Origin of the sequence: Burkholderia sp. 4NA327C6 (assembly GCF_005502655.1) — a bacterium.
Taxonomy (GTDB): domain Bacteria; phylum Pseudomonadota; class Gammaproteobacteria; order Burkholderiales; family Burkholderiaceae; genus Burkholderia; species Burkholderia contaminans.
Genome location: NZ_SCNZ01000061.1, coordinates 1 through 24,423, shown reverse-complemented (window position 1 = coordinate 24,423; position 24,423 = coordinate 1). Strand labels below are relative to the sequence as shown.

Below are 24,423 nucleotides of genomic sequence, written 5' to 3'. Positions count from 1 at the left end.
TCCTTAAATTGCCAGGAATTCGGCATAGCGTTGCGTCGACAGCTCGTGAAGTTGACGCTTGTAGTCATCCATCATGCCGATGAGTTCGCCTTCGTTCGTAGCGAGCACCTGCCCGATACAATGCGCGACGTCTTCGACACTCATCGGATTGTCGACAGCAGTGAGACGGACGTACGGGTGATTTTCGAGACCATCGAGAAACAGCGGCCCGCGTACACATGGCGTGCCCACCGACATGGCTTCGAGGTCCACCATCGGATGGCAATCGATTGTCGTCACGTTCAATACGATGTCCATCGTCGCCATCAGCTCGAGCATGCTTGCGTGATCGCGATATCCCACCTTCTTCACTTTCGTGGAAATCCACTTCGGCAATTCGAAGTCCTTCGCGACCACATAGATCGAATCTACCGAATTCACGGTCTGCGCAGCGAGCACGTTCGTTGCCAGGTTCTTCCGCAAATCATTCCATGACGGCGCGAGCGCGCTGTAGCGCCCCGAGCGCGGCGGCCGCCGCCGCACTTGACTGCTGTTGACCCTCGGCGGCATGTTGACCAACTGCGGCGCGAAATTGCGCTCCCCGACGATCGGCCCAAGGCCGCGACGAATCGCGCTGAAGCGTTTGACCCTGCCTTCGCGCGCCATGCGAATAGCCATCTGCGCGTAGCGCCGCTCGTCCTCCCACACCCATTGCGCCGTCGTGCCGTGCCAGACGAGGTACTGGTCGTGGAATCCGTTGTCTGCAAGCGCGCGCGTCAACGCGTACATGGAATCGGAAATGCCGTGCAGAACGATCTTTTCGATCGCGTGATCGTTCAGTCGTTGCATGATCGCCTCGATTTCGTGCACGGGAATGCCCGTCGATGACGGAATCGCAAGCTTGTAGCCCGGCAGCGCGCCGACAGCCGAGCGGATACCCATCCAGTCGTTATGGAAGATATGGCATACGCGGTCGAATCGCGTGTCCGCGTTCGCGTACATCGTATCGCGCGACGCCTGCCATTCCGCGATCCGCACGTCCGGGAATGCGTTCGCGAAATTGCTCTGGGGGGCGTCGCTCGTCGCAACCGGCACCACATGAATCGGCGCGATTTCGCGGTGCGCGTCGGTCAGGACACGATGCAGACGTTTGCGCAAGTCCTGCACTTCGCGCAGGTCGGCGCACTCCTTGCGCAATCGTTCGATCTCGATCTTCTGGCTTTCCAGCGCACGCTCCTGCCTGTCGATGAGTCGCTGCTGGTTTTCGGTCGTTTCAGCGAAGTCGTGAAGTCGACCTTCGAGCGCCGCAACATCGCTTTGCTCCAACTCGCCCGCGAGTCCTTGAAGAGCGATCTTCAGTCTGGGCAGGCTCATTCTCATTCGCTCGCTCTCGTCGAGAGGCTGAACCCGGCCATCGGATTGCATGATCGATACCAGGCGACCATTCGCACCAGCCGGCTCGATCTTGTAGACGTCGTGATCTTGAATCACATCGTGAAAAACCAGCACGTTGCTGTCGGCGGCCAGATCACCGACGTAATCATGCACCCAGCAGCCGCCATGCCAATTGTTCTCTCGAAGATCAAACGGCACGAGCTGATTCTCGATCAGCAACAGATAACCTTCTGCGTCCAGCAGACGCTTCATCTCCGCAAGCAGACGGGCAGCATCCTCACGCGTGTTGTGAATCAGCACCGACACCGTGAAGACGACGTCGAACGTGGCTCCTGCAAACGCCTCCGTCACGCTTGGCGCGACGCGAATACGGCGACCGGCATCCGTCAACGTCGCAGGCGGCTCGTCGAGCAACTGCCGGATCATCGTTTCAGAAAAATCGTAGCCATGGTAGTCGACGAACGGGCAGGCCGACAGAACACGCGCCATGCGCCCGAAACCACAACCGAAGTCGAGCACACGCACTGGTCGACCGAGTTGTTCGCTGCGATCGCGCAGGTGGTCGATCAACCAGGTCTCCTGCGCTCGGTATGCGGCGCGCCCTTGCTCCGCGCGCCAGATCTGCTGACGCTCGTAATCCGCCCCTGACTGATGCAGCCAGTAGTTCTGATTTGCCTTTTCCATTGATGACCTCACCTACCTGTCGGCACGTGCGCCAATGATGCGCTCATGCCTTGCCCTTCTAAAATGCATCATCCAGTGCGCCATCCGTTTCAACGCTGCCCGCATCCAGGGCGGAAGCCGATTCAGACGAACCTGCAGTGCCAGCGCTGCCGCAACGGCCGCGCTTCCTTCGTACGCCGCGAGCTTCGCGCGCATGGCCTCGACGGACTCCCCATGCGTCGTGCCGCTCATCCCCTCGAGCACATACATCGGCAGCGTCATACTTCCGAATGTGACGCGCTTCTTGCGCAGGATGTCGTGGTAATACAGTCCGATCCTGCGTGTCGCGGCCTCCGAATGTATCATCGAGTGCGCGCGCCGACGGTAATAAAAATGAACAGCGTTCGTGACAACGAAACGGCTGCGCGCCATCACCGCCCGCATGTACAGATCCCAGTCTTCGTATGCGCTCAGCGATTCGTCATATCCAAGAGAGCGCAGCATTTCCGTGCGGCCCATCATGGTCGCCGTCGAAAAGCGGTTCTGACACAACCCAGACGATCTCGCCTCGCCCACGAAAGTGATGCACTGGGTCCACGCGTCTGCAGCCGGGTTCGCGTCGGGGCGATCGTCGAAATAAGCCGTTTGCGGCACGACGAAGGACACATCGTCATTAATCGTCAGCGCATCCACCCCGATCGACACAAACCGGCCATCAATGAGGTCGTCTGCGTCAAGCGTCAGCACGAACTCGCCGCGCGCATGTGAAAGCGCCAAATTCCGCGTAGCAGCCAGTCCGCGATTCTGTGTCGACCAGACAACCCTTATCCGCTCGTCGTTTCTGGCCTGCAGCCGAAGCAGCGCGTCCCGGCTTTCGGGATCGGTCGATGCATCGTCGACGACAATCAGCTCGATATTCGGATACGCGGACTCGAGCACGCTATCGACCGTCTCCTCGACGTAGTCACCGAGGTTATGGTGTGGAATCAGAATGCTGACAAGCGCCGCACCCGATGCCCGTTCGGCCGAGCGCGAGTGCTTCGGCAATGTCCAGGGCCTCGGTCCCGTTGGAACGACAACGGAGCGCAGCGCTCGCGGCGCGGCAAACACCCTGGACAACGCTTGGGCCAAGCCAGCTGGCGATCCGTTGAACTTCACGCAGTTGATGCCGTCCTGCCACGGTGACGCATCCCCGAATGCCGGATTCAAGTCCGCCAGTACGCACAATGCGCCGGAGAGCGACGCTTCGTATGCCGCGAGACAGAACGACTCGAACGTCCCCGGAAACACGCATACCGACTCGCTGACGATGCGATGGCGCTCGGCCGCGTCGGCATCGGTCGCAAAGTGGAATCGATCGAGCAAATCGCCCGGGATAAGGCGGCGCACTTCCGCCAGATAGTCCACGTCCGTCGCCATCGCGATCAGACGAATCTGCCCGCAATAGCGCGGATTGAGCCGGAGAAAGTCACAGCATCCGCGCACGAAGATATCGGGACGTTTGATGCGTTGTATCTTCGATGAAAAGACGATCGGCGTGTCCCACGTGACCGTGATCGACGCCTGCGCCGGCGCGCCGTGATCCAGCGTGACGGGCGGCGCATCGATATGTAATCGCGGCACCCATTGCGCATCGTCGAAATCGAAGATCTGCTGCATGGCGGTGGCCGTTCCCGACACCTGCCCGATGATCAGATCGCAATCGGCCAGCGCCTTGCGTTCCAGGTCGAGAAGCGAAAGTGCGGCCCGATCGACGAAGCGTGCCTCCATCGAGTTCAGCACGCTATCCGACGTGTGCAGGCGCACGGCGATCGTGGCCTCCTGGAAAGCAAGACCCAGTCGCTTTTCCTGCAGCGTCGCGAACGCAGCCGCGCCCCAGTCCGGGAACTCGATGTAGTCGAGCGGACCCTGCTCGCCTTCGAGCCGCCTGAGCGCTTGCATTGCCCTCACGGAGACGGCGTGCAACGGATGCGTCGTGTAGAGATCCGGATGGACGTAGCGAAAACCGGTATCGCCGTCGCGTTCGACATACGTTCGAGGCGTCGCGTCAACAAACAGCACGCCTGGAAAACGGGCGTTGAATCGGGCCTCGTCGAACGACTCGCCCGTGAAGACGACAGCGACCGCCGGTTTGCCCCGGCAATCGCCAGTACTGGAAAACTCCGGCAGATCGAGCAGATTGGCTATAACGCGGCCGATTCCACCATGCGTAAATGGAAACAGCTCACTTGTAACGAAGACCTTTAGCAGCGACATGTATTCCCCGCGCAAGCGGTTTTCCGCGCGATTGCCGACAAGCGCTCGAGGCCCGCCACGTCGCGCCTATTGACAGCAGAACGACCGCAAACGATCGCGTGCGACGTCGCGCCGCACACAACACGTTGCTGAAATGCAATGGCAGCGTAAACCAGATTCACGGAATGCATGCCGGCGAACTCAGACCCGCCGTACTTCCTTGACGGCGCCTGCCTCCATCTCGACGATCACGTTGCAAAGATCGTCGATGATGTTCCAGTTGTGCGACGCAAGCACGAGAATGTCGGCCTTGCCGACGAAATCCAGCATGTGCTTCTCGGCCTTCTTCACGAAATCCGCATCGCCGACACTCAACCACTCGTCCATCAGCAGCACGTCGGCATGCACGCTCGTTACGATCGCGAACGCCAAGCGTAAAACCATACCGCTCGAGTAGGTTCGCACCGGCATGTTGAGGTAATCGCCCAGTTCCGAAAATTCCGCGATCTGGGGCGTGAGACGCTGCATCTCGGTTTTGGAAGAGCCGAGAATCAGCCCGCGCAGCACGATGTTCTCGTAGCCGGTCGCCTCGTAATCGAGGCCGAGCGTCAGATCGAGCAGGCTGGTCACGCGGCCCTGGCTTCGGAACACACCCGCCGTCGGTTCGTAGATGCCGGCGAGCAGACGCAGCAGCGTCGTCTTGCCCGCACCGTTGTGTCCGATCAATCCAACACGGTCGCCAGCGCGAATGTCGAGCGACACGCCACGCAACGCTTCGACCACGGTCAACTTGTGGCTGTCCGAGGCGATCCGCCCGCCGGTCACGGACGACAGCATCATTTGCTTCAGCGAGCGGTTGCTTGCGCCATACACCGGCAAGTTGAGGCTGCAGTTGTCGAGATTAAGAAATGCCATGACTCAGATCCAGAACGCGATACGGGAACGAAAACGGGTGAACAACGGAATCGCCAGCGCGAACAGGATCACCGTCGTGATACCGGCACCCGCGTAAACCGACGCGTCCGGCATCGTCCCGTACAGCGGCCCGCGCACGAGTTCGAGAAACATGTAGAGCGGGTTGTAGTGTGCAACGTAAGCGCGATGGCCGAGCGCACTGGGCTTCCAGAAAATCGGCGTCAGAAAGAACGCGAGCTGGACGATGCTGCCGACGATGGGCTGCATGTCGCGGAACCGCGCACAGAAAATGCCAAGCAGAATCGACAGCGGCACGGCGGCGATCACAATAATCAGCAGTCCGGGGATGACCATCAACCACTGTAGCGTCGGCACGATCTTCGCGTACAGCATCACCGGCACGAACGCGAGAATGTTGTGCGCGAAGAACAGCACATTCCGGTAGACCGAGCGAAATATATGCAACGAGAGGGGAAGTCGTACCGACCGCACGATGCTGTCCGAGCCGATGAACGCGTTGCACGCGTCGAGGATCAGCGTCGAGATCAGCCCCCACGTGATGATGCCGAGCGCGAGATAGGGAACGAACTCTTCCGTCTTGATATTGAGCAACGCACCGTAGAGCGGCCCCATGCCGGCGATCGTGACAACCATCGTCAGCGTGATCCAGAACGGCCCCAGCACCGAACGCCGATAGCGCTGGCGAATATCCTGCCACGCGAGTGTCGTCCAGATCGGGTACGCCTTGATCCCGTCCATCACGTCCCGCATCGCAAGCGTCGCTCTGCTTTCGCCGCCTCGTACTGCAGATAACTGTTGCATGTTTCGTGTGACCCTTTAATCTCAAAAAAATAACAATCCACTACGCTGGCGCGCGTGTCGCCCTTGCATGACCGGCCCTCACCGCTCGTCACGAAAGCAGACTGCGTCGCAGGTAGCCACCCCGTGTCGCGGCGGCGCCCCTGCGCTCCCTGTTTCGAGGCCGTATTGTAATGGCCCCAACCTCGAAGTTCCATCCTCCGCCGCCCGTCGGGCCACATACATCGCTGAATTCATTGGCCTTTTTCTCGTTTCGCACCAACATCCAGCCTCCGTCGCGCGTGCCGCCCGGCGCGGTACGAGCGCATGCCTCCGCTATAATCGATCGCCTCACACAGTGACCGCACGTCTGCACGGTCGCGGTCCGTACTACCCGTCGAATTCTCACGATCATGCAAATTCCCAGCGATTCGCCCAACACCGACCGAGAGACGGCATCCCCAGGCCCGGTCACCATGGGAAGCCAGCATGCCGATGCGCGCATCGCCGAGCTCGAGGCGAGCATCGCCGATCTGCAGCAAAAGCTCGTCGCCGCGGAAACGCGCGCGCAATCGAGCGCGAACAAGCAATCCATCATCGAACAGCTCTCGGCCGATCTTGCCGCCGTTCACGCGTCGGCATCATGGCGCATCACCGCGCCGTTGCGCGCCGGTGTCGGTGCGACGCGTCGCGTCGGACAATCGGCTCGCTCGGTTGCCGCCCATCTACGCGCGCGCGGCGGCCTCGCCACCGCCTTGCGCCACTACTACGCGATCTGGCGTAAAGAGGGCGTGCAGGGCATCCGCCGTCGCGCCAACCGGATTCTCGCTCGCGATACGTTCGAGGACGGCCCCGAAGCTTACGCGAGCTGGATCGCGCAGTACGACACCATCGATGAAGGCAAACGCATCGCGCTGCAGGCAGCTGTTGCGAAATTGGCGCACCGCCCGCTCATCTCGATCGTCGTGCCCACCTACAACAGCGACATCACACTGCTGCGCGAGATGATCGAATCGGTGCGCGCGCAGATCTACCCGAACTGGGAGCTCTGCATCGCCGATGACGCGTCCAAGATCGATGCGGTACGCACCACACTGGCCGATTACGCTGCGCGCGACGCTCGTATCAAGGTCGTGCTACGTGATCGGAACGGCCATATCGCCGAAGCCAGCAACAGCGCGCTCGCCTGCGCATCCGGGGAATACGTCGCGCTGCTCGATCACGACGACATCCTTCCGGAACACGCGCTCTACATGGTCGTCAAGGCGATCAACGAACATCCCCGCGCTCGCCTCTTCTACAGTGACGAAGACAAGCTGACCCCGGAAGGCCAACGGATTGCCCCGTACTTCAAGAGCGACTGGAACCCGGAGCTGTTCCTCACACAAAACCTGTTCTCCCATCTCGGCGTCTACGAAACGGCGCTCGTTCGCGAAGTCGGTGGTTTCCGAAAGGGCTTCGAAGGAAGCCAGGATCACGACCTTGCAATGCGCTGCATCGAAAAAGCCGGCCACGATGCGGTTCACCACATACCTCACATCCTCTACCACTGGCGCGTCGTTCCCGGCAGTACAGCAGCCTCCGGCGCGGAAAAGCCGTACGCGCTGACTGCCGGCATTCGCGCCGTCGAAGCACACTTGCAGCGCATCGGCGTCGAAGCAACCGTCTCGCAAGCCGCGAGCGACATCGGCCTCATTCGCGTGCGCTACGCAATGCCGGCACCGGCGCCGCTCGTCTCGATCGTGATTCCCACGCGAGACGGCGTCGAACTGCTTCGGCAATGCGTCGAAAGCATTTTCGACCGCTGCACATACGCGAACTTCGAGATCGTCATCGTCGACAACGGCAGCGTGAAGCCGGAAACGCTCGCGTACTTCGATTCACTGCGCATGCGCCCGAACGTTCGCGTGTTGCGCGACGACCGTCCATTCAACTTCTCGACGCTCAACAACGTCGCCGTCAGCCAGTCGCACGGCGAATATGTCTGCCTGCTCAACAACGACATCGAGGTCATCACGCCCGACTGGCTCGAGGAGATGGTGTCCCTCGCCGCACAGCCCGGCAACGGCGCCATCGGCGCTTGCCTCTGGTACCCGAACGACACGCTCCAGCATGGCGGCGTGATGCTGGGTGTAGGCGGTGTGGCGGGCCACATCCATGCCCGGCTGCCGCGCGGCGCATTCGGTTACTTCGGCAGAGCCGTGTCCACGCAGAACGTGTCCGCCGTCACGGCTGCCTGCCTGGTGATCCGCCGGTCGATCTACGACGAAGTGCGCGGCCTCGACGAGGAACTCGCTGTCGCCTTCAATGACGTCGATTTCTGCATTCGAGTGCGCAACGCCGGCTATCGCAATGTCTGGACACCCCATGCCGAGCTGTACCATCACGAATCCGCTACGCGTGGCTCCGATCTGTCGCCGGAGAAGGCGCAACGTTTCCGGCGAGAAATCCTCTTCATGGAACAACGCTGGGGCGCGGCACTAGTCAACGATCCGGCCTACAATCCCAACCTCACGCTCGATGCGTCGAAGCATGCCTTTGCACTCGCCGACGAGCCGCGCATTGGCCAATTCGATTGACGTGCGTCTGCGTCGTTCGGCATTCTCACAATTCGTTACAGCATCCCCATCCGGCCGGCCAGCCCGTGCCGGATGCCACGCAGCGCCATCGCCAGATGCGCACGTGCGTTCGGTGCATACAGCGCGTAGATGACCAGCCGCACGGGAAGCTTGACCAACTCAGTCGACTTCCACGTCCACGGCACATACCTGCGCTTCAGCAATGCCACGGCGTTGCGAAACAGATAGTAGTGACGCACCGGGCTGTGCATCGGATAACTCCGACCGAACGCACGAATCGGCTCTTCGCCCAGCTCGTGCTGCATTCTCAACCACGGTATGCCGACCACGCGATAACCGCGTGAGCGCGCGCGTATGCACCACTCGGTATCGACAAAATCGATGAACAGGGAATCGTCCATGCGCCCTACGTCACGCCAGCATCCGAGATTCACGCACGAGCCCGATGTAATGAGGAAGTCCACGTCGATCGGCACGTCGCCCAGCGGCGCGATTCGCTTCAGCCGGAAATAGCCGAATCGCACGAACGGCGCCACGCCTCGAAGCCGCGCATCTTCGTAGGCCGGGCCAATCACCGCAACTGCCTCGCGCCGCGCAACGCATTCGCTCATCACGCGCACCAACTCGCGCACCAGCGCTTCGGTTGGCTCGCTGTCCTGATCAAACAGCAACGCATACTTGCGACCCTCCGCAATCAGGCGCTCCAGCCCCTGATTCAGCGCGGTCGCAATGCCGACATTGCGCACATTCGCCAGATAGCCGATACGCGCATCGAGTGCACGCTCGACTTCCGGTGAATGCGCGTCCGCCGGCGTGTTGTCGACGACGATGCAGCGACACAGATTCGCGATCCGATTGGCACGCTCGATACAGGCGCGGTCCGGGTTGTAGAAAACGACGACGGCGCCGACTTCGTCTCGGTCGACACTGCTCAACATGCGCCACCAAGACAGAGGTCAAGCGCATCACGCCAGTATGGAGGCGTGATGCCGAACACCTCGGTCAGCTTCGACGTATCCAACCGCGAATTCGCAGGACGCTTCGCCGGCAGCGGATACTCGGCCGCCGGGATGGGCACGACACGCGGCGCCGATACCAGGCCCGCCCGCTGGAAGATAGCCTCGGCGAATCCGGCCCACGACGTGCTGCCCGTCGCTGTCAGGTGGTACACGCCGCTTCGCGGCGCTGCCCATTCGTGCACCTCGCTCAATGAGCGCCCCCCCTGCGCCAGTATGTGCGCGGTCAAGGTAGCAACGGTCGCCGACCAGGTCGGCGCGCCGATCTGGTCGGCAACCACACGCAGCTCGGGCCGCTGCTCGGCGAGACGCAGCATCGTCAAAAGAAAATTTTTGCCTCGCCGCCCATACACCCAGCTCGTGCGAAAAATGAAGTGCGCGCAATCCGCAGCCGCAATCGCCTGCTCCCCTTCAAGCTTGGTCGCGCCATATACGCTCTGCGGCCCAGTCGCATCACTCTCAACATACGGGCGGGCCTTGTTGCCGTCGAACACGTAGTCGGTCGAGTAATGAACCAACACCGCCCCCAGCCGCCTTGCCTCTTCGGCAAGGACGGCGGGCGCTTCCGCATTGATCTGCCGCGCCGTCAAGGCATCCGTTTCCGCCTGGTCGACCGCGGTGTACGCGGCCGGGTTGACGATGATTGACGGACGCGCTTCGCGCACGAGCGTCCGGATCGCATCGGGACGCCGTAGATCGAGTGCATCACGATCGACAGCGATCACGCGCCCGAGCCCCTGCAACGTGCGCAGCAGTTCGAAACCAACCTGACCGTTGACTCCCGTGACGAGAATCGTGCGATTACCGTTTGCGGCAACCATCATTCGCCCCTCTGTTTCGGGTCACGCATATACGTCGGCATCGGCAAGGCGCTTGCCAGCCGCGTCTTTCGCGGCCAGCACCGGGTCGCCATCGATCGGCCACACGACCCCGATATCCGGGTCATTCCAGACGATGCTGCGCTCGTGCTCCGGAAACCAGTAGTCGGTCGTCTTGTAGAGAAATTGCGCCGACTCGGACAGCACAACGAAGCCGTGCGCGAATCCGGGCGGGATCCAAAGCTGCCGATAGTTGTCGGCGGACAGATTCACGCCGGCCCATCGGCCGAAATTCGGCGAGCTGCGGCGCAAGTCAACCACGACGTCGAACACCTCGCCCTCGACCACGCGGACAAGCTTGCCCTGCGCATGCTCAATCTGATAATGCAGCCCGCGCAGCACGCCCTTCGCCGATCGCGAATGATTGTCCTGCACGAATTCGACACCGGGCGCGACAAGTTCGGCAAACTCACGCGCATTGAAACTCTCGTAGAAGTATCCGCGTGCGTCGCCGAACACTTTCGGCTCGATGATTTTGACTTCCGGCAATGCCGTTGCCGTTACCTGGATGGCCATGCGACTTGGTCAGAAAGAATGTTCTGGAGATACCGCCCGTAGCTATTTTTCGAGAGCGGTGCGGCGAGCTTGCACAGTTGATCGGCGTCGATCCACTTCCTGCGGAATGCAATTTCTTCCGGGCAAGCGACGACGAGCCCCTGGCGCTTTTGCAGCGTCGCGATGAACAACGCTGCGTCGATCAGTGAGTCATGCGTGCCGGTGTCGAGCCACGCATAGCCGCGCCCCATGATCTCGACATCGAGTGCTCCGTCAGCCAGATAGCGCGAGTTCACGTCGGTAATCTCGAGCTCGCCGCGATCGGACGGCTTGATGTCGGCGGCGATATCGCACACACGGTTGTCGTAGAAATACAGGCCCGTCACCGCGTAATTCGAGCGCGGTTTGGCCGGCTTTTCCTCGATCGACAGTGCACGAAAATTTCGATCGAATTCGACCACGCCGTAACGCTCGGGATCGTGCACGTGATAGGCGAATACCGTTGCGCCCGCCTCTTTCTCGTTCGCGCGGTCGAGCTGTTTCGCGAGATCGTGCCCGTAAAAGATGTTGTCGCCGAGAATCAGTGCCGAAGGATCGTTACCGACGAACTCCTTGCCGATGATGAACGCTTGCGCGAGCCCATCAGGCGACGGCTGCACCGCGTACTGGATGTTCATCCCCCACTGGCTGCCATCGCCGAGCATCGACTCGAAGCGCGGCGTATCCTGCGGGGTCGAGATGATCAGGACATCGCGGATGCCGGCGACCATCAGCGTCGAGAGCGGGTAGTAGATCATCGGCTTGTCGTACACCGGCAGCAATTGCTTCGAGACGACGTGCGTGATCGGATACAGCCGCGTGCCGGAACCGCCCGCGAGAATGATGCCTTTACGTGCCATCGCGTTTCTCCTCAGGCGCGTTTCGTGTAGTTGGTCTCGACCCACTTGCGGTATTCGCCCGATGCGACCTCGTCGGCCCACACCTGGTTGTCGAGGTACCAGTCGACGGTCTTTGCCAAACCGGTCTCGAAGGTCTCCGCAGGCTTCCAGCCAAGTTCTCGCTCGAGCTTGCGCGCATCGATCGCATAGCGGCGGTCGTGGCCCGGGCGATCCGTCACGTAGGTGATCTGGTCACGATACGAGCCGGCCACCTTCGGGCGCGCCTTGTCCAGCAGATCGCACAGCGTGTGCACGACTTCGAGGTTCTTCTTCTCGTTCCAGCCGCCGACGTTATACGTCTCGCCCGGCACGCCGCGCGCCAGCACTTCACGGATCGCGCTGCAGTGATCGCCGACATACAGCCAGTCACGCACGTTCTGGCCATCGCCGTACACAGGCAGGGGCTTGCCGGCGAGCGCGTTCGCGATCATCAGCGGGATCAGCTTCTCGGGGAACTGGTACGGACCGTAGTTGTTCGAACAGTTGGTCGTCAGCGTCGGCAAACCGTACGTATGATGGTAAGCACGCACCAGATGATCCGAGCCGGCCTTCGTTGCGGAATACGGGCTGTTCGGCGCGTACGGCGTCGTCTCGGAGAATTGCGGGTCGGTCGCGGACAGCGAGCCGAACACTTCGTCGGTCGACACGTGCAGGAAACGGAACGCGGCCTTGTCGGCGTCGTTCAGGCCATTCCAGTATTGTCGGGCGGCTTCCAGCAGCGTGAACGTGCCCACGACGTTGGTCTGCACGAAATCGGCCGGGCCGTGGATCGACCGGTCGACGTGGCTTTCGGCGGCAAAATGCAGCACCGCGCGCGGTTTGTGCTCAGCGAACAGCGCGTCGAGCGCGGTACGATCGCAGATGTCGACACGTGCGAATACGTGCTTCGGATTGCCGTCCAGCGATTGCAGTGTACGGAGGTTGCCCGCGTAGGTCAGCTTGTCGACGTTGAGCACCGCTTCGTCGGAATCGCGCAGCCAATCGAGTACAAAGTTGGCACCGATAAACCCTGCGCCGCCCGTAACCAGAATCATGAGACTCCCTCTGTAGTAATGCGCGGCGAGCGCCTTCAGGCGGTCGCCGCGTCAAAATTCGAAGCACTTGGCGATGTGTCGCCACATCAGACCGGGAATTTTAACCGGTCGACGTGGTCGCCAAAGTCACGAAATGCTAATTTTGTTCGGGAAAACCACAATTATAGGGAGCCGCACCGTGCAAAGGCCATGCCGCTAACAACTTGATACAGCGCTCCGCGTCTTTGACGGGAATGAATTTTTCCTGTCGAATCAATGGCGTTTCAGAGAAACCTAATCGCAAAATGTGGTCTGACGCCGAGTACTTTTCTTTTATCCGGGAAACCCGCAGGATTCGCCTTTCATGACGCACACCCCCATCGCCATCGGCGACATCCAAGGCTGTCATTCCGCTTTCCAGTCGCTGCTCGACAAGATTTCAGCCCCCGCCGACACGCCGCTGTGGATCGCCGGCGACGTCGTCAACCGCGGCCCGGGCTCCCTCGCCTCGCTGCGCGCGGTCGTCGACCTCGGCCCGCGCGCGACCGTCGTGCTCGGCAACCACGACCTGCACCTGCTCGCGGTCTCCGCCGGCCTGCGCACCGAGCGCCCGGGCGACACCATCGGCGAGATCCTCGACGCGCCCGACGCCGACGCGCTGCTGGAGTGGGTGCGTCACCGCCCGTTTGTGCACTTCGAGAACGACATGCTGCTCGTCCATGCCGGCGTGCTGCCGCAATGGGACACCACGCTCGCGCTCGAACTCGCGGACGATCTGCAGCGCGCGTTGCGCGCCCCCGACTGGCGCGACACGCTGCAAGGCCTGTACGGCAACGAGCCGAACCAATGGAGTCCGAACCTGAAAAAGCGCGACCGGATGCGCGTCGCATTCAACGCATTCACGCGCGTGCGCTTCTGCACGCCCGACGGCGTGATGGAATTCAAGGCGAACGGCGGCCCAGACAGCGCGCCACCCGGCTACCTGCCGTGGTTCGACGTGCCGGGGCGCCGCACGGAGGACGTGACGGTCGTGTTCGGGCACTGGGCCGCACTCGGCCTGATGGTGCGAGACAACGTCGTCGCGCTCGATTCGGGATGTGTGTGGGGGAACCAGCTGTCGGCCGTGCGGCTCACGGCCGATCCGGCCCGGCGCACGGTCACGCAGGTGCAGTGCGAAGCGTGCCGCACGCCGGGCGGCGAGTGACGGCACACTGATTCGCCCGGCCGCCGGAAGCGCCGCGTCTCACCCCTCGCGCCCAGGCACCGGCTCCTCGGCCGCCGCATCGCCCGCCGCACCGGCGCCGAGCTCGGTCGCCGGATACGCATGCTTCTGCAATTCCGCGAGCGACTCGGCCGTCGGCTTGCCAACCTTCTCCTGCAGCTTTGCAAGCGCAGCCGCGATCGCATCACGCGCCGCCGCGGACGTCGCCCGCCGGTCGCCACCCGGCGCGATCGGTTCACACACGTAAAGGTGCGCGACGAGCGGGCCGCCGCGCAACACCATGTCGAGCGACGTGCCCAGCGCCAGTTCGCCCGTATAGGCCGGCGCGACCGACTGCCGCCCCTGCGCATCCTCGTACATCAGGCAGATCGGCTGCACCGCGCAGCCGGCCGACACCGCGGCCTGGAACAGGTTCGCGTGGAACGGCAGCAGTTCCTGCCCGTCGGTCGTCGTCCCTTCCGGAAACACGCACATCAGCCCGCCGTTGCGCAGGCGCTCGGCCATCTCGTGCATGACACGCATCGCCTCGGTACGCTTCTCGCGCTGCAGGAACACGGTATCGAGCTTCTCGGCGAGCCAGCCGACCACCGGCCACTGCCGCACCTCGGCTTTCGACACGAACGGCGTCGGCCGCCACGCGTTGACCGTGTAGATGTCGAGCCACGACACGTGATTGCCGACCACGAGCGCGCTCGCGTCGAGCCGCGCGCTGTCGTTATGGACGACGAGACGCATCCCGCAGATCCGCAGCAGCTTGAGCGACCAGCGGCGTATCAGCTCGGCGCGGCGCGCGGGCGTGACGTGCGAAAAACGCAGCGCGACGATCGCCATGCCGCGCAACAGGTGAAAGACGAGACGCAGCTTCCGAATGGCAATCATGGCGAGGGTCCGGCGTGGTTCAGTGGCGCTCGAACGCGACCTGCCCGGCCACGAGCGTCGCGCGCACGGTGGCCGGCAGTTCGTAGCCGAGGAACGGCGAGTTGTGGCCCTGGCTCTTCAGCGCCCGCGGCTCGACACGCCAGTGTGCACGCGGGTCGAACACGCACAGGTCGGCCGCGCCGCCTTCGGTGAGGCGGCCGGCCGGCAGCTTCAGCACATCGGCCGGCGCGGACGTGATGCGGCGCAGCGCCTGCGCGAGCGGTGTGCGCGTCTCGTCGGCCCACTTCAGCGTCAGCGACAGCAGCAGCTCGAGCCCCGTCGCGCCCGGCGTCGCTTCGCCGAACGGCAGCAGCTTCTCGTCGTCGTCGACCGGCGTGTGGTCGGAGCAGATCGCATCGATCGTGCCGTCGGCGAGCGCCACGCGAATCGCTTCGCGATCGCGCTCGCTGCGCAGCGGCGGATCCAGCCGGAACTGCGAATCGAAATAGCCGATGTCGACGTCGATCAGGTGCACGTGATTGACACCGACGTCACAGGTCACGGGCAGCCCCTCGGCCTTCGCCTCGCGCACGAGCGCGAGGCCGGCGGCGGACGACAACCGCGCGAGATGCACGCGCGCGCCCGTCACGCGCATCAGTTCGAAAATCGTGTGCAACGCGATCGTCTCGGCCGCGACCGGCACGCCGGACAGCCCGAGCCGCGACGCCAGCGCACCGCTCGCGGCGACACCGCCGCGGCCGATGAATGCGTCTTGCGGGCGCAGCCACGTGGTGTAGTCGTAAGTGCTCGCGTACTGCAGCGCGCGCAGCAGCACCTGCGTGTCGCGCACCGGCACGTTGGCATGCGTGAAGCCGACGCAACCGGACTCGGTCAGCGCGACCATCTCGGTGATCACCTCACCCTTGAGGCCGACCGTCAGCGCGCCGAGCGGATGCACGTTCGCCTGGCGCAGGTTGCGCGCGCGGAACTTGAGCATCTCGACGAGGCCCGGCTCGTCGAGCACGGGGTCGGTATCCGGCGGGCACACGAGGGTCGTGACACCGCCCGCGACGGCCGCGGCCATCTCGGACGCGAGCGTCGCCTTGTGCTCGTAGCCGGGCTCGCGCAGCCGCGCGCACAGGTCGACGAGGCCGGGCGCGACGATCAGGCCCGCCGCGTCGATCGTCTTGTCCGCGTTGAAACCGGCCGGCGCCGCCGTGCCGAGCGCGGCGATCGTGCCGTCCGCGACGAATACGTCGGCCTGCTGCTCGGTGCCGGCGACCGGGTCGACCAGCGTGCCGCCTTTGATATGAATCTTCATGCGCTGTCTGTGAATACGTTGAATGCGTTGAATGCCTGATGAAGGATGCGCGAAACGGGCTCAGTCGCTGTTGCCGGCGACGATGCCCATCACCGCCATCCGCACGGCGATGCCGAAGGTGACCTGGTTGAGGATCACCGACTGCGGGCCATCGGCGACCTGCGAATCGATCTCGACGCCGCGGTTCATCGGCCCCGGGTGCATCACGATCGCGTCGGGCGCGGCGAGCGCGAGGCGCTCGGGCGTCAGGCCCCAGGTCTTGAAGTACTCCTGCGCGGAAGGCAGCAGCGCGCCGCTCATCCGCTCGTTCTGCAGGCGCAGCATGATGATCACGTCGACGCCCTTCAGCCCTTCGTCGAGGTTGTGGAACACCTTCACGCCCATCTGCTCGAGACCGCCGGGCAGCAGCGTGCGCGGGCCGATCGCGCGCACTTCCGGCACGCCGAGCGTAGTGAGTGCATGGATGTCGGAGCGCGCGACGCGCGAATGCAGGATGTCGCCGACGATCGCCACGCGCAGCTTCGTGAAGTCGCGCTTGTAGTGACGGATCGTGTACATGTCGAGCAGGCCCTGCGTCGGGTGCGCATGGCGGCCGTCGCCGGCGTTGATCACGTGCACGTGCGGCGCGCAGTGCTCGGCGATCAGGTACGGCGCGCCGCTCGACGCGTGGCGCACGACGAACAGGTCGGCATGCATCGCCGACAGGTTGTTGATCGTGTCGAGCAGGGATTCGCCCTTGCTCGTCGACGATGCATTGATGTTCAGGTTCAGCACGTCGGCCGACAGGCGCGTCGCGGCGATCTCGAAGGTCGTGCGCGTGCGCGTCGAGTTCTCGAAGAACAGGTTGAACACGGACTTGCCGCGCAGCAGCGGCACCTTCTTCACTTCACGGTCCGTCACGCTGACGAACTGCTCGGCCGTATCGAGAATGTGGTTGACGATCGAGCGCGGCAGGCCCTCGATCGACAGCAGGTGCTTCAGCTCGCCGTTTTTCGTGAGCTGCGGGTTGCCCTTCAGGAAGCCGTAGCGGAACCGGTCGGGGCTCGCGGCCGCAGCGGGATTGCCGGTGCGGCCAGTGGTGTCGGTGGTCATGGTGTGCGTGATTCCAACTATGCAAACGGGCCGCGGTGAAAACCAGCGGCCCGGGATACGGTTCGCGTGTCGTTCAGGCGCCGTGCGCCTCGACGCGCAGCGTGAACTGCGCATCGTCGCGTGCGAGCACGAGCGTCGCGCCGGCCGGCACGTCGAGCGCGCCGCCCGCGAAGCGCGCGGCAACCGGCAGCTCGCGGCCGCCGCGATCGGCGAGCACCGCGAGCTCGACCGCGGCCGGACGGCCGTAGTCGAACAGCTCGTTGAGTGCCGCGCGCACGGTGCGCCCGGTAAACAACACGTCGTCGACGAGCACGATGCGCGCGCCGTCGATCTCGAACGGCAGCGACGTCGGGCTGGCCTGGCTGTGCAGCCCCTTCTTCGCGTAATCGTCGCGGTGCAGCGCGACGTTCACGACACCGAACGCCGGCGCGCCGAGATCGCGCGCGAGGCGCTCGGCAAGCCATGCGCCGCCGCTGTGAATGCCGGCGAGCCGCGGGCCGCCCGGTTCGGCGAAAGCCGTGCCGTATGCGGCGCGGATCTGGTCGAGCAGGACGCGGTAAAGCGCCTCGGCGTCAATGGTGCTCATGGTCGGACAATTGATCGAGATACTGTTGAAGGATGACGCGCGCGGCCTCGGCATCGAGCATGTCGGCCAGGGCGCGGCCGCGCACGTTGCGCTCGCGCAGCCCGGCCTCGGCCTCCACCGACGAATAGCGCTCGTCGACCCACGTGACGGGCAGCCCGAAGCGGCCGTTCAGCTGGTTGCCGAAGCGCTTCGCCTGCTGCGTCATGTCGTGCGGCGTGCCGTCCGGATGCATCGGCAGGCCGACGACGAGCGCGTCCGGCCGCCATTCGGCCAGCAGGTCGCCAACCGCCTTGAAACGGTGTTCGCGGTTCAGGTTCTGGATCACGACGAGCGCACGGGCCGAGCGCGTCAGCGCGTTGCCGACCGCGACGCCGATACGTTTTTCGCCGTAGTCGAACGCCAGGAGCGTCGCATCGCGCGCGCTCGCGCCACTCATGCGTGCCCTGCTTCGCCGGACAGCATCGACGAGCTGACGCCGAGCAGGCCGAGCGCGGCTTCGAAGCGCTCTTCGGCCGGCGTGTCGAACACGATGCGCGGATCGGCGGCGACCGTCAGCCAGCCGTTGCGGGAAATTTCTTCCTCGAGCTGCCCGGCACCCCAGCCGGCATGGCCGAGCGTCAGCAGGAAGCGCTTCGGGCCGGTGCCCGTCGCGACCGCCTCGAGCACGTCCTTCGACGTGGTCATCTCCAGCCCGCCCTCGACAGACATCGACGAGTTGTAGCTCGCGCCCTCCACCGGCTCGTGCAGCACGAAACCGCGCTCGGTCTGCACCGGGCCGCCGAAGTACACAGGGATGTGCAGCAGCGGCTCGATGTCGAGCTTCAGGTCGATGCGGTTGAACAGCGATTCGAGGTCGATGTCGGTAGGACGATTGATGACGAGGCCGAGCGCACCGCGCTCGCTGTGATCGCAAAGATAGACCACCGTTCCCGAGAACGTCGGATCGGCCATGTTCGGCATGGCGATCAGGAACTGGTTGGTGAGATTGATGCGATCGGAAGGCTTTGACATGGTTTGAATTTTAGCAAAGACGCCGCGGCCTGACCGGGCCGCGATCAACAAGCAACGCCGCACCGCGCTGGCAACGGCGCGCACGGATCACACGGCACTCTAACACGCGCGCGGGCGCTGTCGGCAGCGTGTTGCGGGCCCGCGCGGCAAGGGCCGCCGGCACGTGTTCGTCCCCTTGTTCGTCAGGCCCGGCCGAGCGCCGCGCCGAGCGCGCCGGACGCCGCCGTGAGGTCCGGCGGCGCAACGCCTGCTGCAATCTTCAGCAGCGCCGCGCGCAGCATGTCGGACGCGTGGCCGTGCGCATCGAGGCCGCCGTCGGCGAGCGGCACGCCGTGCGCCGCACGCCGCCACGCGAGGCCGAGCGTGTCGGCCAGGAGCGCCGCGTGACCGAGCCCGAGCGCGCACGCGGCCGTGCCGACCCGGTAGGCGGCGCCGGCCGCATGCCATGCGGCCCCCGCGTCGGCTCTCGCCGGATCGGTAGCAAGGTCGGCCATCGACGCGTCGGCCGTCTGCAGGAAATCCTCATAGGCATGCGCGTTGACCGTCACGACGCCGAGTGCGCGAGTCGGCGCGGCGGCAACCGCGTCGTGCTCGGCCCGGGCGGCATCGGCCTCCCACAGCGCTTCGGACGCGGGCGTGCCCGCGACGTGCCAGTCGACCGTCAGCCCGTAGTCGTGCAGCACGTCGACGAGCGCGACATCCTCGGCCGCGGCGCCGAACAGCGCGAAATCGCGCCACAGCAGCGCCACCGTCTCGCGCACGAGTGCGGGCGGCGCATTGCGCCGGCCCTGCGCGTGCTCGCCGAGCAGCAGGTTCGTCCGCGCGAGAAATCGCTTCAGTTCGGGCGCGCCGCTGGCACGCAGCGCACGCACGCATGCGGCCGCGAGCCGCCAGAAATCGTATGGATCGTCGCCGGCGAGCGCGGCCAGCATCGCATCGAGTTCGTCGAGTGCCGCATCGGGCGCGCCGTGTTGCGCGCGCAGCACGCCGAGCAACGCCTGTTCGTAGCGTGCACGAATCCGGGTCGCGAACGCGTCTGGCAGCACGCGCAGCGCGGCTGGCGGCACCGCGCGGCCAACGAGCGCGAGAGCGTCGAGCGGCGCATGCGCGCGCAGGTCGGCAGCGCTTTGCGCACGCAAGGCACTGAAGTGTTCGAAGAGAACGGGCGAGCAGGCAAGCTCGCGCAGGTTGTGGCGTGCGACTGCCGCGCGGAAATCGCGCAGCGCGGCACGCCAGCCGGCCGAAGTCGGCTCGGTGGCGACGAGCGGCACGGCCGCCGACAACTGCCCCGCGAAACGCGCGGCCGGCAGCCAGCCGGCTTCCGCCAGCACGGCCGCCGCAGCGGACAGCGGTGCGGCCGCGTCGTCGCGATGCTCGAAAGCGTCGGCGGCCGCCGCAAGCCATGCGTCGGCCGCACGCACGGCTCCGCCGCGCGGGTTGGGCAGTGCGTCAGGGTGGGGAACGTTCGCCGGTTCGGGCCTCATGGACACGCGCGCCTGTCATCGTCAACTCGCTCGCGCAAGCCCCGGCGCGCGAGCGCCGGGCCGATGCGAGGCCTGAGCGGTGTGTCCGTGGGCCAAGGGTCCGGTCAGATCTGGACCATCTCGAAGTCTTCCTTGCGGGCGCCGCATTCAGGACACGTCCAGTTGATCGGGACGTCTTCCCAGCGCGTGCCCGGGGCAATGCCCTCTTCCGGCAGCCCGGCTTCTTCGTCGTAAATCCAGCCACAAATCAGGCACATCCAGCTCTTGTATTCCATCTTAAGCCGCGTCGGGAAAGTCGGTAAATTCGGGAGCCATGATGGTACCGTGTCGGGGCCGGACTGCCTAGCAATCGCGCTGGAGTAACGCGACTACGTTGCGCTGCGCTAAAAAATCCGTCGTGCGGGCCGGATTCCGCCGCATAATGGCTGAAAAGTGCGGCCTGCCGGGCAACACAGGGCCGAAAACGCCCATTTCGCCTCGCCGTCCGCATGCCCGTCGCTTTCCCGTTTTTCTCTTGCCCCATTTTTACATGTCCAGCAACGCCCCTCCGATCGTCCTCACCTTTGGCCTGTCCGACCCCACCGGCGGCTCTGGCATTCAAGCCGATCTGTTGACCCTGGCGAGCATGGGCTGTCATGGCGTGTCCGTCATGACGGGCTACACCGTGCGCGACTCGGCCGCCTGCGACGAAGTGACCGGCCTCGATCCCGACGTGGTCGCCGCCCAGGCGCGCATGCTGCTCGAAGACATGCCGGTTGCGGCGTTCAAGATCGGCGCGGCGACGCGCGCGGAAGTCGTGAGCGCGATCGCCGAGGTGGTCGCCGACTACGACGGCGTGCCGCTCGTGCTCGCGCCCGACTTCACGCTCGACGACGAGCACGTGCTCGCAGCCGACGACCTGCGCGAATCGATCGCCGACCTGCTGGCGCCTCAAACCACGCTGCTGGTCGCCGACTACGCGACGCTGATCGCGCTCGCGCAGCCGGACGGCGACGCCGAGGCGCCGAATCTCGACGCGGCCGTCTCGCACCTGCTGTCGCAAGGCTGCGAGTACATCCTGTCGTCCGAGACGGGCTCGCACCGGCTCGTCAACACGCTATACGGCGAGGAAGGCCAGCTCCGCGAGGACATGTGGGATCGCTCGCCGCACCGGCTGATGGGCATCACCGACACGCTGGGCGCGGCCATCGCGGCGCTGCTCGCGAACGGCCAGGAGCCGCCCGAAGCGGTTCGCGAAGCGCAGGAATACCTGTACCAGGCCGTGCGTGACGCGTTCCGGCCCGGCATGGGTGCGTACCTGCCCGACCGGTTCTTCTGGGCGCGCAGCAACGAAGACTCGGATACGCCGCCGGCCGTCAAGGCCGACCCGGCGCCGAGGACGTCGCACCGGCATTGAGGTGGACGCGGGGCCATCCCCCGCCGTCGTACATGCCGCGCCCTTTGGGCGCGACATATCCGGCCGTCCTGCACACGCACCGAAATCCGCGCGCACATAAAAAAAGACCCGCATCGCTGCGGGTCTTTTTCTTTGGCTGGAACACGCATCGCTGCGCGCTCCGGACACCATCGACCGAAGTCGATTACATGTCCATGCCCATGCCGCCCATGCCGCCCGGCATGCCGCCCGGCATCGGTGCGTCTTCCTTCGGCAGTTCGGCAACAGCTGCGTCCGTCGTCAGCAGCAGGCCCGCAACCGAAGCTGCGTTCTGCAGTGCGGTACGCGTGACCTTGGTCGGGTCGACGACACCGGCTTCGACCATGTCGACGTACTCGCCCGTCGCTGCGTTGTAGCCGTAGTTGCCCTGGCCTGCAGCAACTGCCGCCACCACGACGCTGGCTTCTTCGCCGCCGTTCGTGACGATCTGGCGCAGCGGCTCTTCCATTGCGCGCAGCACGATCTTGATGCCGGCGTTTTGATCGGCGTTAGCGCCGGTCAGGCCTGCGATCGCGGTGCGAGCGCGGATCAGCGCAACGCCGCCACCTGCCACGATGCCTTCTTCCACAGCTGCGCGCGTTGCGTGCAGTGCGTCTTCGACACGTGCCTTCTTTTCCTTCATTTCGACTTCGGTCGCAGCGCCGACCTTGATCACTGCAACACCGCCGGCCAGCTTGGCCACGCGCTCTTGCAGCTTTTCACGGTCGTAGTCCGACGTCGCTTCTTCGATTTGCGCGCGCACTTGCTTCACGCGTGCTTCGATGTTCACGGCTTCGCCTGCGCCGTCGATGATCGTCGTGTTTTCCTTGCCCACTTCGATGCGCTTCGCCTGGCCCAGTTCTGCCAGCGTTGCCTTCTCGAGCGTCAGGCCGGTTTCTTCCGCGATCACCTGGCCGCCGGTCAGGATCGCGATGTCTTCCAGCATCGCCTTGCGACGATCGCCGAAGCCCGGTGCCTTGACCGCAACGGTCTTCAGGATGCCGCGGATGTTGTTGACGACCAGCGTTGCGAGCGCTTCGCCTTCGATGTCTTCAGCGATGATCAGCAGCGGACGGCCAGCCTTCGCGACTTGCTCGAGTACCGGCAGCAGATCACGGATGTTCGACACCTTCTTGTCGTGCAGCAGCACGAACGGGTTGTCGAGGACAGCGACTTGCTTTTCCGGATTGTTGATGAAGTACGGCGACAGGTAGCCGCGGTCGAATTGCATGCCTTCGACGACGTCGAGTTCGTCTGCCAGCGACTTGCCGTCTTCGACGGTGATGACGCCTTCCTTGCCGACCTTGTCCATCGCTTCAGCGATGCGATCGCCGATCGACGTGTCGCTGTTCGCCGAGATCGAGCCGACCTGTGCGATTTCCTTGTTCGTCGTGCACGGCTTGCTGATCTTCTTCAGCTCTTCGACAGCCGCTGCGACTGCCTTGTCGATGCCGCGCTTCAGGTCCATCGGGTTCATGCCCGATGCGACGTACTTCATGCCTTCGCGGACGATCGATTGCGCGAGGACGGTTGCCGTCGTCGTGCCGTCGCCTGCGTTGTCGCTGGTCTTGGAAGCAACTTCCTTGACCATTTGCGCGCCCATGTTCTGGAGCTTGTCCTTCAGCTCGATTTCCTTCGCGACCGACACACCGTCCTTGGTGACCGTCGGGCCGCCGAAGCTGCGCTCGAGCACCACGTTGCGGCCCTTCGGACCCAGCGTGACCTTGACTGCGTTGGCGAGAATGTTCACGCCTTCGACCATCTTCGAACGGGCGGAATCGCCGAATACGACGTCTTTAGCTGCCATCTTCTAACTCCTTGAATTCTTGGGAATATGTACCGTCAGTGGACGCTTACTTCGCGTTGACCACGGCCATGATGTCTTCTTCGCGCATGACCAGCAGTTCGCTGCCGTCGACCTTCACGGTCTGGCCTGCGTACTTGCCGAACAGGACGCGATCGCCGACCTTCACGTCGAGCGCGATCGGAGCGCCCTTGTCGTCGCGCTTGCCCGGGCCGACGGCCAGGACTTCGCCCTGGTCCGGCTTTTCAGCAGCGGCGTCGGGGATCACGATGCCCGAGGCGGTCTTGGTTTCCTGATCCAGGCGCTTGACGATCACGCGATCGTGCAAAGGACGAAGGTTCATATTCACTCCTCTCTTGACTGAGATTGAAGAACGCTTAGGGAATCTGCCCGGCTTATCGCCCGGCAGAGAATTGTTAGCACTCTCGTGCAGCGAGTGCTAATTATATGGACGGGTTTTGACAAATTCAAGAAGGGAAACCGGAGGAATTTTCGGGGCGAGGACGGGACGAAAAAAGCATACGAATCCAACAAAAACCCATTAAAAACAAATACCTAAAAGAATCGCCCAGCCTTGCCGGCCGGCCCGCGCGGCCCCGGAATCTCATCGCGCCCCGTTTGGACACCGGGAAAGCACGGAGTTCCCGCGATCGGCGGCGTCATCCCGATAAATTCCGTGGCGGCGTCGATTCCGTCTGCCGGCACGCGCCATCCGACGCCCGCCGGG

22 protein-coding genes are annotated in these 24,423 nt (G+C 64.0%); 3 read left to right on the top strand and 19 right to left on the bottom strand.

Annotation, left to right across the window (positions count from 1 at the left end; all coding sequences use genetic code 11):
• Positions 1-3 precede the first annotated feature (3 nt).
• The 4 genes from FFS49_RS36935 to FFS49_RS36920 all read right to left on the bottom strand — a co-directional run bounded on the left by FFS49_RS36935 (position 4) and on the right by FFS49_RS36920 (position 5,958).
• The gene (locus FFS49_RS36935; RefSeq protein ID WP_105816057.1) at positions 4-2,058 is read right to left on the bottom strand and encodes a class I SAM-dependent methyltransferase; all 2,055 of its coding nucleotides are present in this window, start codon (positions 2,056-2,058) and stop codon (positions 4-6) included.
• A 12-nt stretch (positions 2,059-2,070) separates the two neighbouring features.
• Positions 2,071-4,293, bottom strand: coding sequence for a glycosyltransferase (locus tag FFS49_RS36930; protein ID WP_105816081.1), 2,223 nt, complete (start codon positions 4,291-4,293; stop codon positions 2,071-2,073).
• Positions 4,294-4,473: 180 nt separating this feature from the next.
• A complete protein-coding gene (locus FFS49_RS36925; protein WP_105816056.1) occupies positions 4,474-5,187 on the bottom strand; it encodes an ABC transporter ATP-binding protein in 714 nt (237 codons plus the stop codon).
• Between the two features lie 3 nt (positions 5,188-5,190).
• Positions 5,191-5,958, bottom strand: coding sequence for an ABC transporter permease (locus FFS49_RS36920; RefSeq protein WP_224755748.1), 768 nt, complete (start codon positions 5,956-5,958; stop codon positions 5,191-5,193).
• A 440-nt stretch (positions 5,959-6,398) separates the two neighbouring features.
• Between FFS49_RS36920 and FFS49_RS36915 the strand changes: the two genes are divergently transcribed.
• Positions 6,399-8,564, top strand: a complete 2,166-nt coding sequence (locus tag FFS49_RS36915; RefSeq protein WP_224755747.1) for a glycosyltransferase family 2 protein — start codon at positions 6,399-6,401, stop codon at positions 8,562-8,564.
• Between the two features lie 35 nt (positions 8,565-8,599).
• Here FFS49_RS36915 and FFS49_RS36910 read toward each other — a convergent pair whose 3' ends face one another.
• The 5 genes from FFS49_RS36910 to rfbB are packed head-to-tail and all read right to left on the bottom strand — an operon-like array spanning position 8,600 to position 12,925.
• On the bottom strand, positions 8,600-9,502 hold the full coding sequence (locus tag FFS49_RS36910) for a glycosyltransferase family 2 protein (RefSeq protein ID WP_105816053.1): 903 nt from the start codon (positions 9,500-9,502) through the stop codon (positions 8,600-8,602).
• Positions 9,496-10,401, bottom strand: a complete 906-nt coding sequence (gene rfbD / locus FFS49_RS36905; RefSeq protein WP_105816080.1) for a dTDP-4-dehydrorhamnose reductase — start codon at positions 10,399-10,401, stop codon at positions 9,496-9,498. The genes FFS49_RS36910 and rfbD overlap by 7 nt, the downstream gene beginning before the upstream one ends.
• Positions 10,402-10,422: 21 nt before the next feature.
• Positions 10,423-10,974: a dTDP-4-dehydrorhamnose 3,5-epimerase gene (gene rfbC / locus FFS49_RS36900; protein ID WP_105816052.1), complete on the bottom strand. Its 552-nt coding sequence runs from the start codon at positions 10,972-10,974 to the stop codon at positions 10,423-10,425.
• Positions 10,959-11,852, bottom strand: coding sequence for a glucose-1-phosphate thymidylyltransferase RfbA (rfbA, locus tag FFS49_RS36895; protein WP_105816051.1), 894 nt, complete (start codon positions 11,850-11,852; stop codon positions 10,959-10,961). Before rfbA ends, rfbC begins: the two co-directional genes overlap by 16 nt.
• Positions 11,853-11,863: 11 nt before the next feature.
• The gene (gene rfbB / locus FFS49_RS36890; RefSeq protein WP_105816050.1) at positions 11,864-12,925 is read right to left on the bottom strand and encodes a dTDP-glucose 4,6-dehydratase; all 1,062 of its coding nucleotides are present in this window, start codon (positions 12,923-12,925) and stop codon (positions 11,864-11,866) included.
• Positions 12,926-13,268: 343 nt separating this feature from the next.
• On the opposite strand from rfbB, the gene FFS49_RS36885 reads away from it, so the two are divergent.
• The gene (locus FFS49_RS36885) at positions 13,269-14,108 is read left to right on the top strand and encodes a symmetrical bis(5'-nucleosyl)-tetraphosphatase (protein ID WP_105816049.1); all 840 of its coding nucleotides are present in this window, start codon (positions 13,269-13,271) and stop codon (positions 14,106-14,108) included.
• Between the two features lie 39 nt (positions 14,109-14,147).
• Here the strand turns inward: FFS49_RS36885 and FFS49_RS36880 are convergent, their stop codons facing one another.
• The 8 genes from FFS49_RS36880 to FFS49_RS36845 form a co-directional block, all read right to left on the bottom strand.
• Entirely contained in the window at positions 14,148-15,005 is an 858-nt protein-coding gene (locus FFS49_RS36880) for a lysophospholipid acyltransferase family protein (protein WP_105816048.1), read from the bottom strand.
• 19 nt (positions 15,006-15,024) lie between these two features.
• A complete protein-coding gene (locus FFS49_RS36875) occupies positions 15,025-16,305 on the bottom strand; it encodes a dihydroorotase (protein WP_071334028.1) in 1,281 nt (426 codons plus the stop codon).
• A 60-nt stretch (positions 16,306-16,365) separates the two neighbouring features.
• Entirely contained in the window at positions 16,366-17,397 is a 1,032-nt protein-coding gene (locus FFS49_RS36870) for an aspartate carbamoyltransferase catalytic subunit (RefSeq protein ID WP_006476735.1), read from the bottom strand.
• Positions 17,398-17,470: 73 nt separating this feature from the next.
• On the bottom strand, positions 17,471-17,983 hold the full coding sequence (gene pyrR, locus FFS49_RS36865) for a bifunctional pyr operon transcriptional regulator/uracil phosphoribosyltransferase PyrR (protein ID WP_039361132.1): 513 nt from the start codon (positions 17,981-17,983) through the stop codon (positions 17,471-17,473).
• Complete coding sequence (gene ruvX, locus FFS49_RS36860) at positions 17,970-18,419, bottom strand: Holliday junction resolvase RuvX (protein WP_039361135.1); 450 nt, start codon at positions 18,417-18,419, stop codon at positions 17,970-17,972. Before ruvX ends, pyrR begins: the two co-directional genes overlap by 14 nt.
• On the bottom strand, positions 18,416-18,994 hold the full coding sequence (locus FFS49_RS36855) for a YqgE/AlgH family protein (protein WP_011351143.1): 579 nt from the start codon (positions 18,992-18,994) through the stop codon (positions 18,416-18,418). The genes ruvX and FFS49_RS36855 overlap by 4 nt, the downstream gene beginning before the upstream one ends.
• A 182-nt stretch (positions 18,995-19,176) precedes the next feature.
• Positions 19,177-20,478: a hypothetical protein gene (locus FFS49_RS36850; protein ID WP_105816047.1), complete on the bottom strand. Its 1,302-nt coding sequence runs from the start codon at positions 20,476-20,478 to the stop codon at positions 19,177-19,179.
• A gap of 104 nt (positions 20,479-20,582) precedes the next feature.
• Positions 20,583-20,753 carry a rubredoxin gene (locus FFS49_RS36845; protein ID WP_004186709.1) on the bottom strand — a complete coding sequence of 57 codons (171 nt, stop codon included), beginning with the start codon at positions 20,751-20,753 and terminating at the stop codon, positions 20,583-20,585.
• 254 nt (positions 20,754-21,007) lie between these two features.
• Between FFS49_RS36845 and FFS49_RS36840 the strand changes: the two genes are divergently transcribed.
• Positions 21,008-21,874: a hydroxymethylpyrimidine/phosphomethylpyrimidine kinase gene (locus FFS49_RS36840; RefSeq protein WP_039361143.1), complete on the top strand. Its 867-nt coding sequence runs from the start codon at positions 21,008-21,010 to the stop codon at positions 21,872-21,874.
• Positions 21,875-22,058: 184 nt separating this feature from the next.
• Here the strand turns inward: FFS49_RS36840 and groL are convergent, their stop codons facing one another.
• Together groL and groES are read right to left on the bottom strand one after the other, a co-directional pair.
• Positions 22,059-23,699, bottom strand: a complete 1,641-nt coding sequence (gene groL, locus FFS49_RS36835) for a chaperonin GroEL (protein ID WP_039361154.1) — start codon at positions 23,697-23,699, stop codon at positions 22,059-22,061.
• 46 nt (positions 23,700-23,745) lie between these two features.
• Positions 23,746-24,039: a co-chaperone GroES gene (gene groES, locus FFS49_RS36830; RefSeq protein WP_039361157.1), complete on the bottom strand. Its 294-nt coding sequence runs from the start codon at positions 24,037-24,039 to the stop codon at positions 23,746-23,748.
• Between the last annotated feature and the right edge of the window lie 384 nt (positions 24,040-24,423).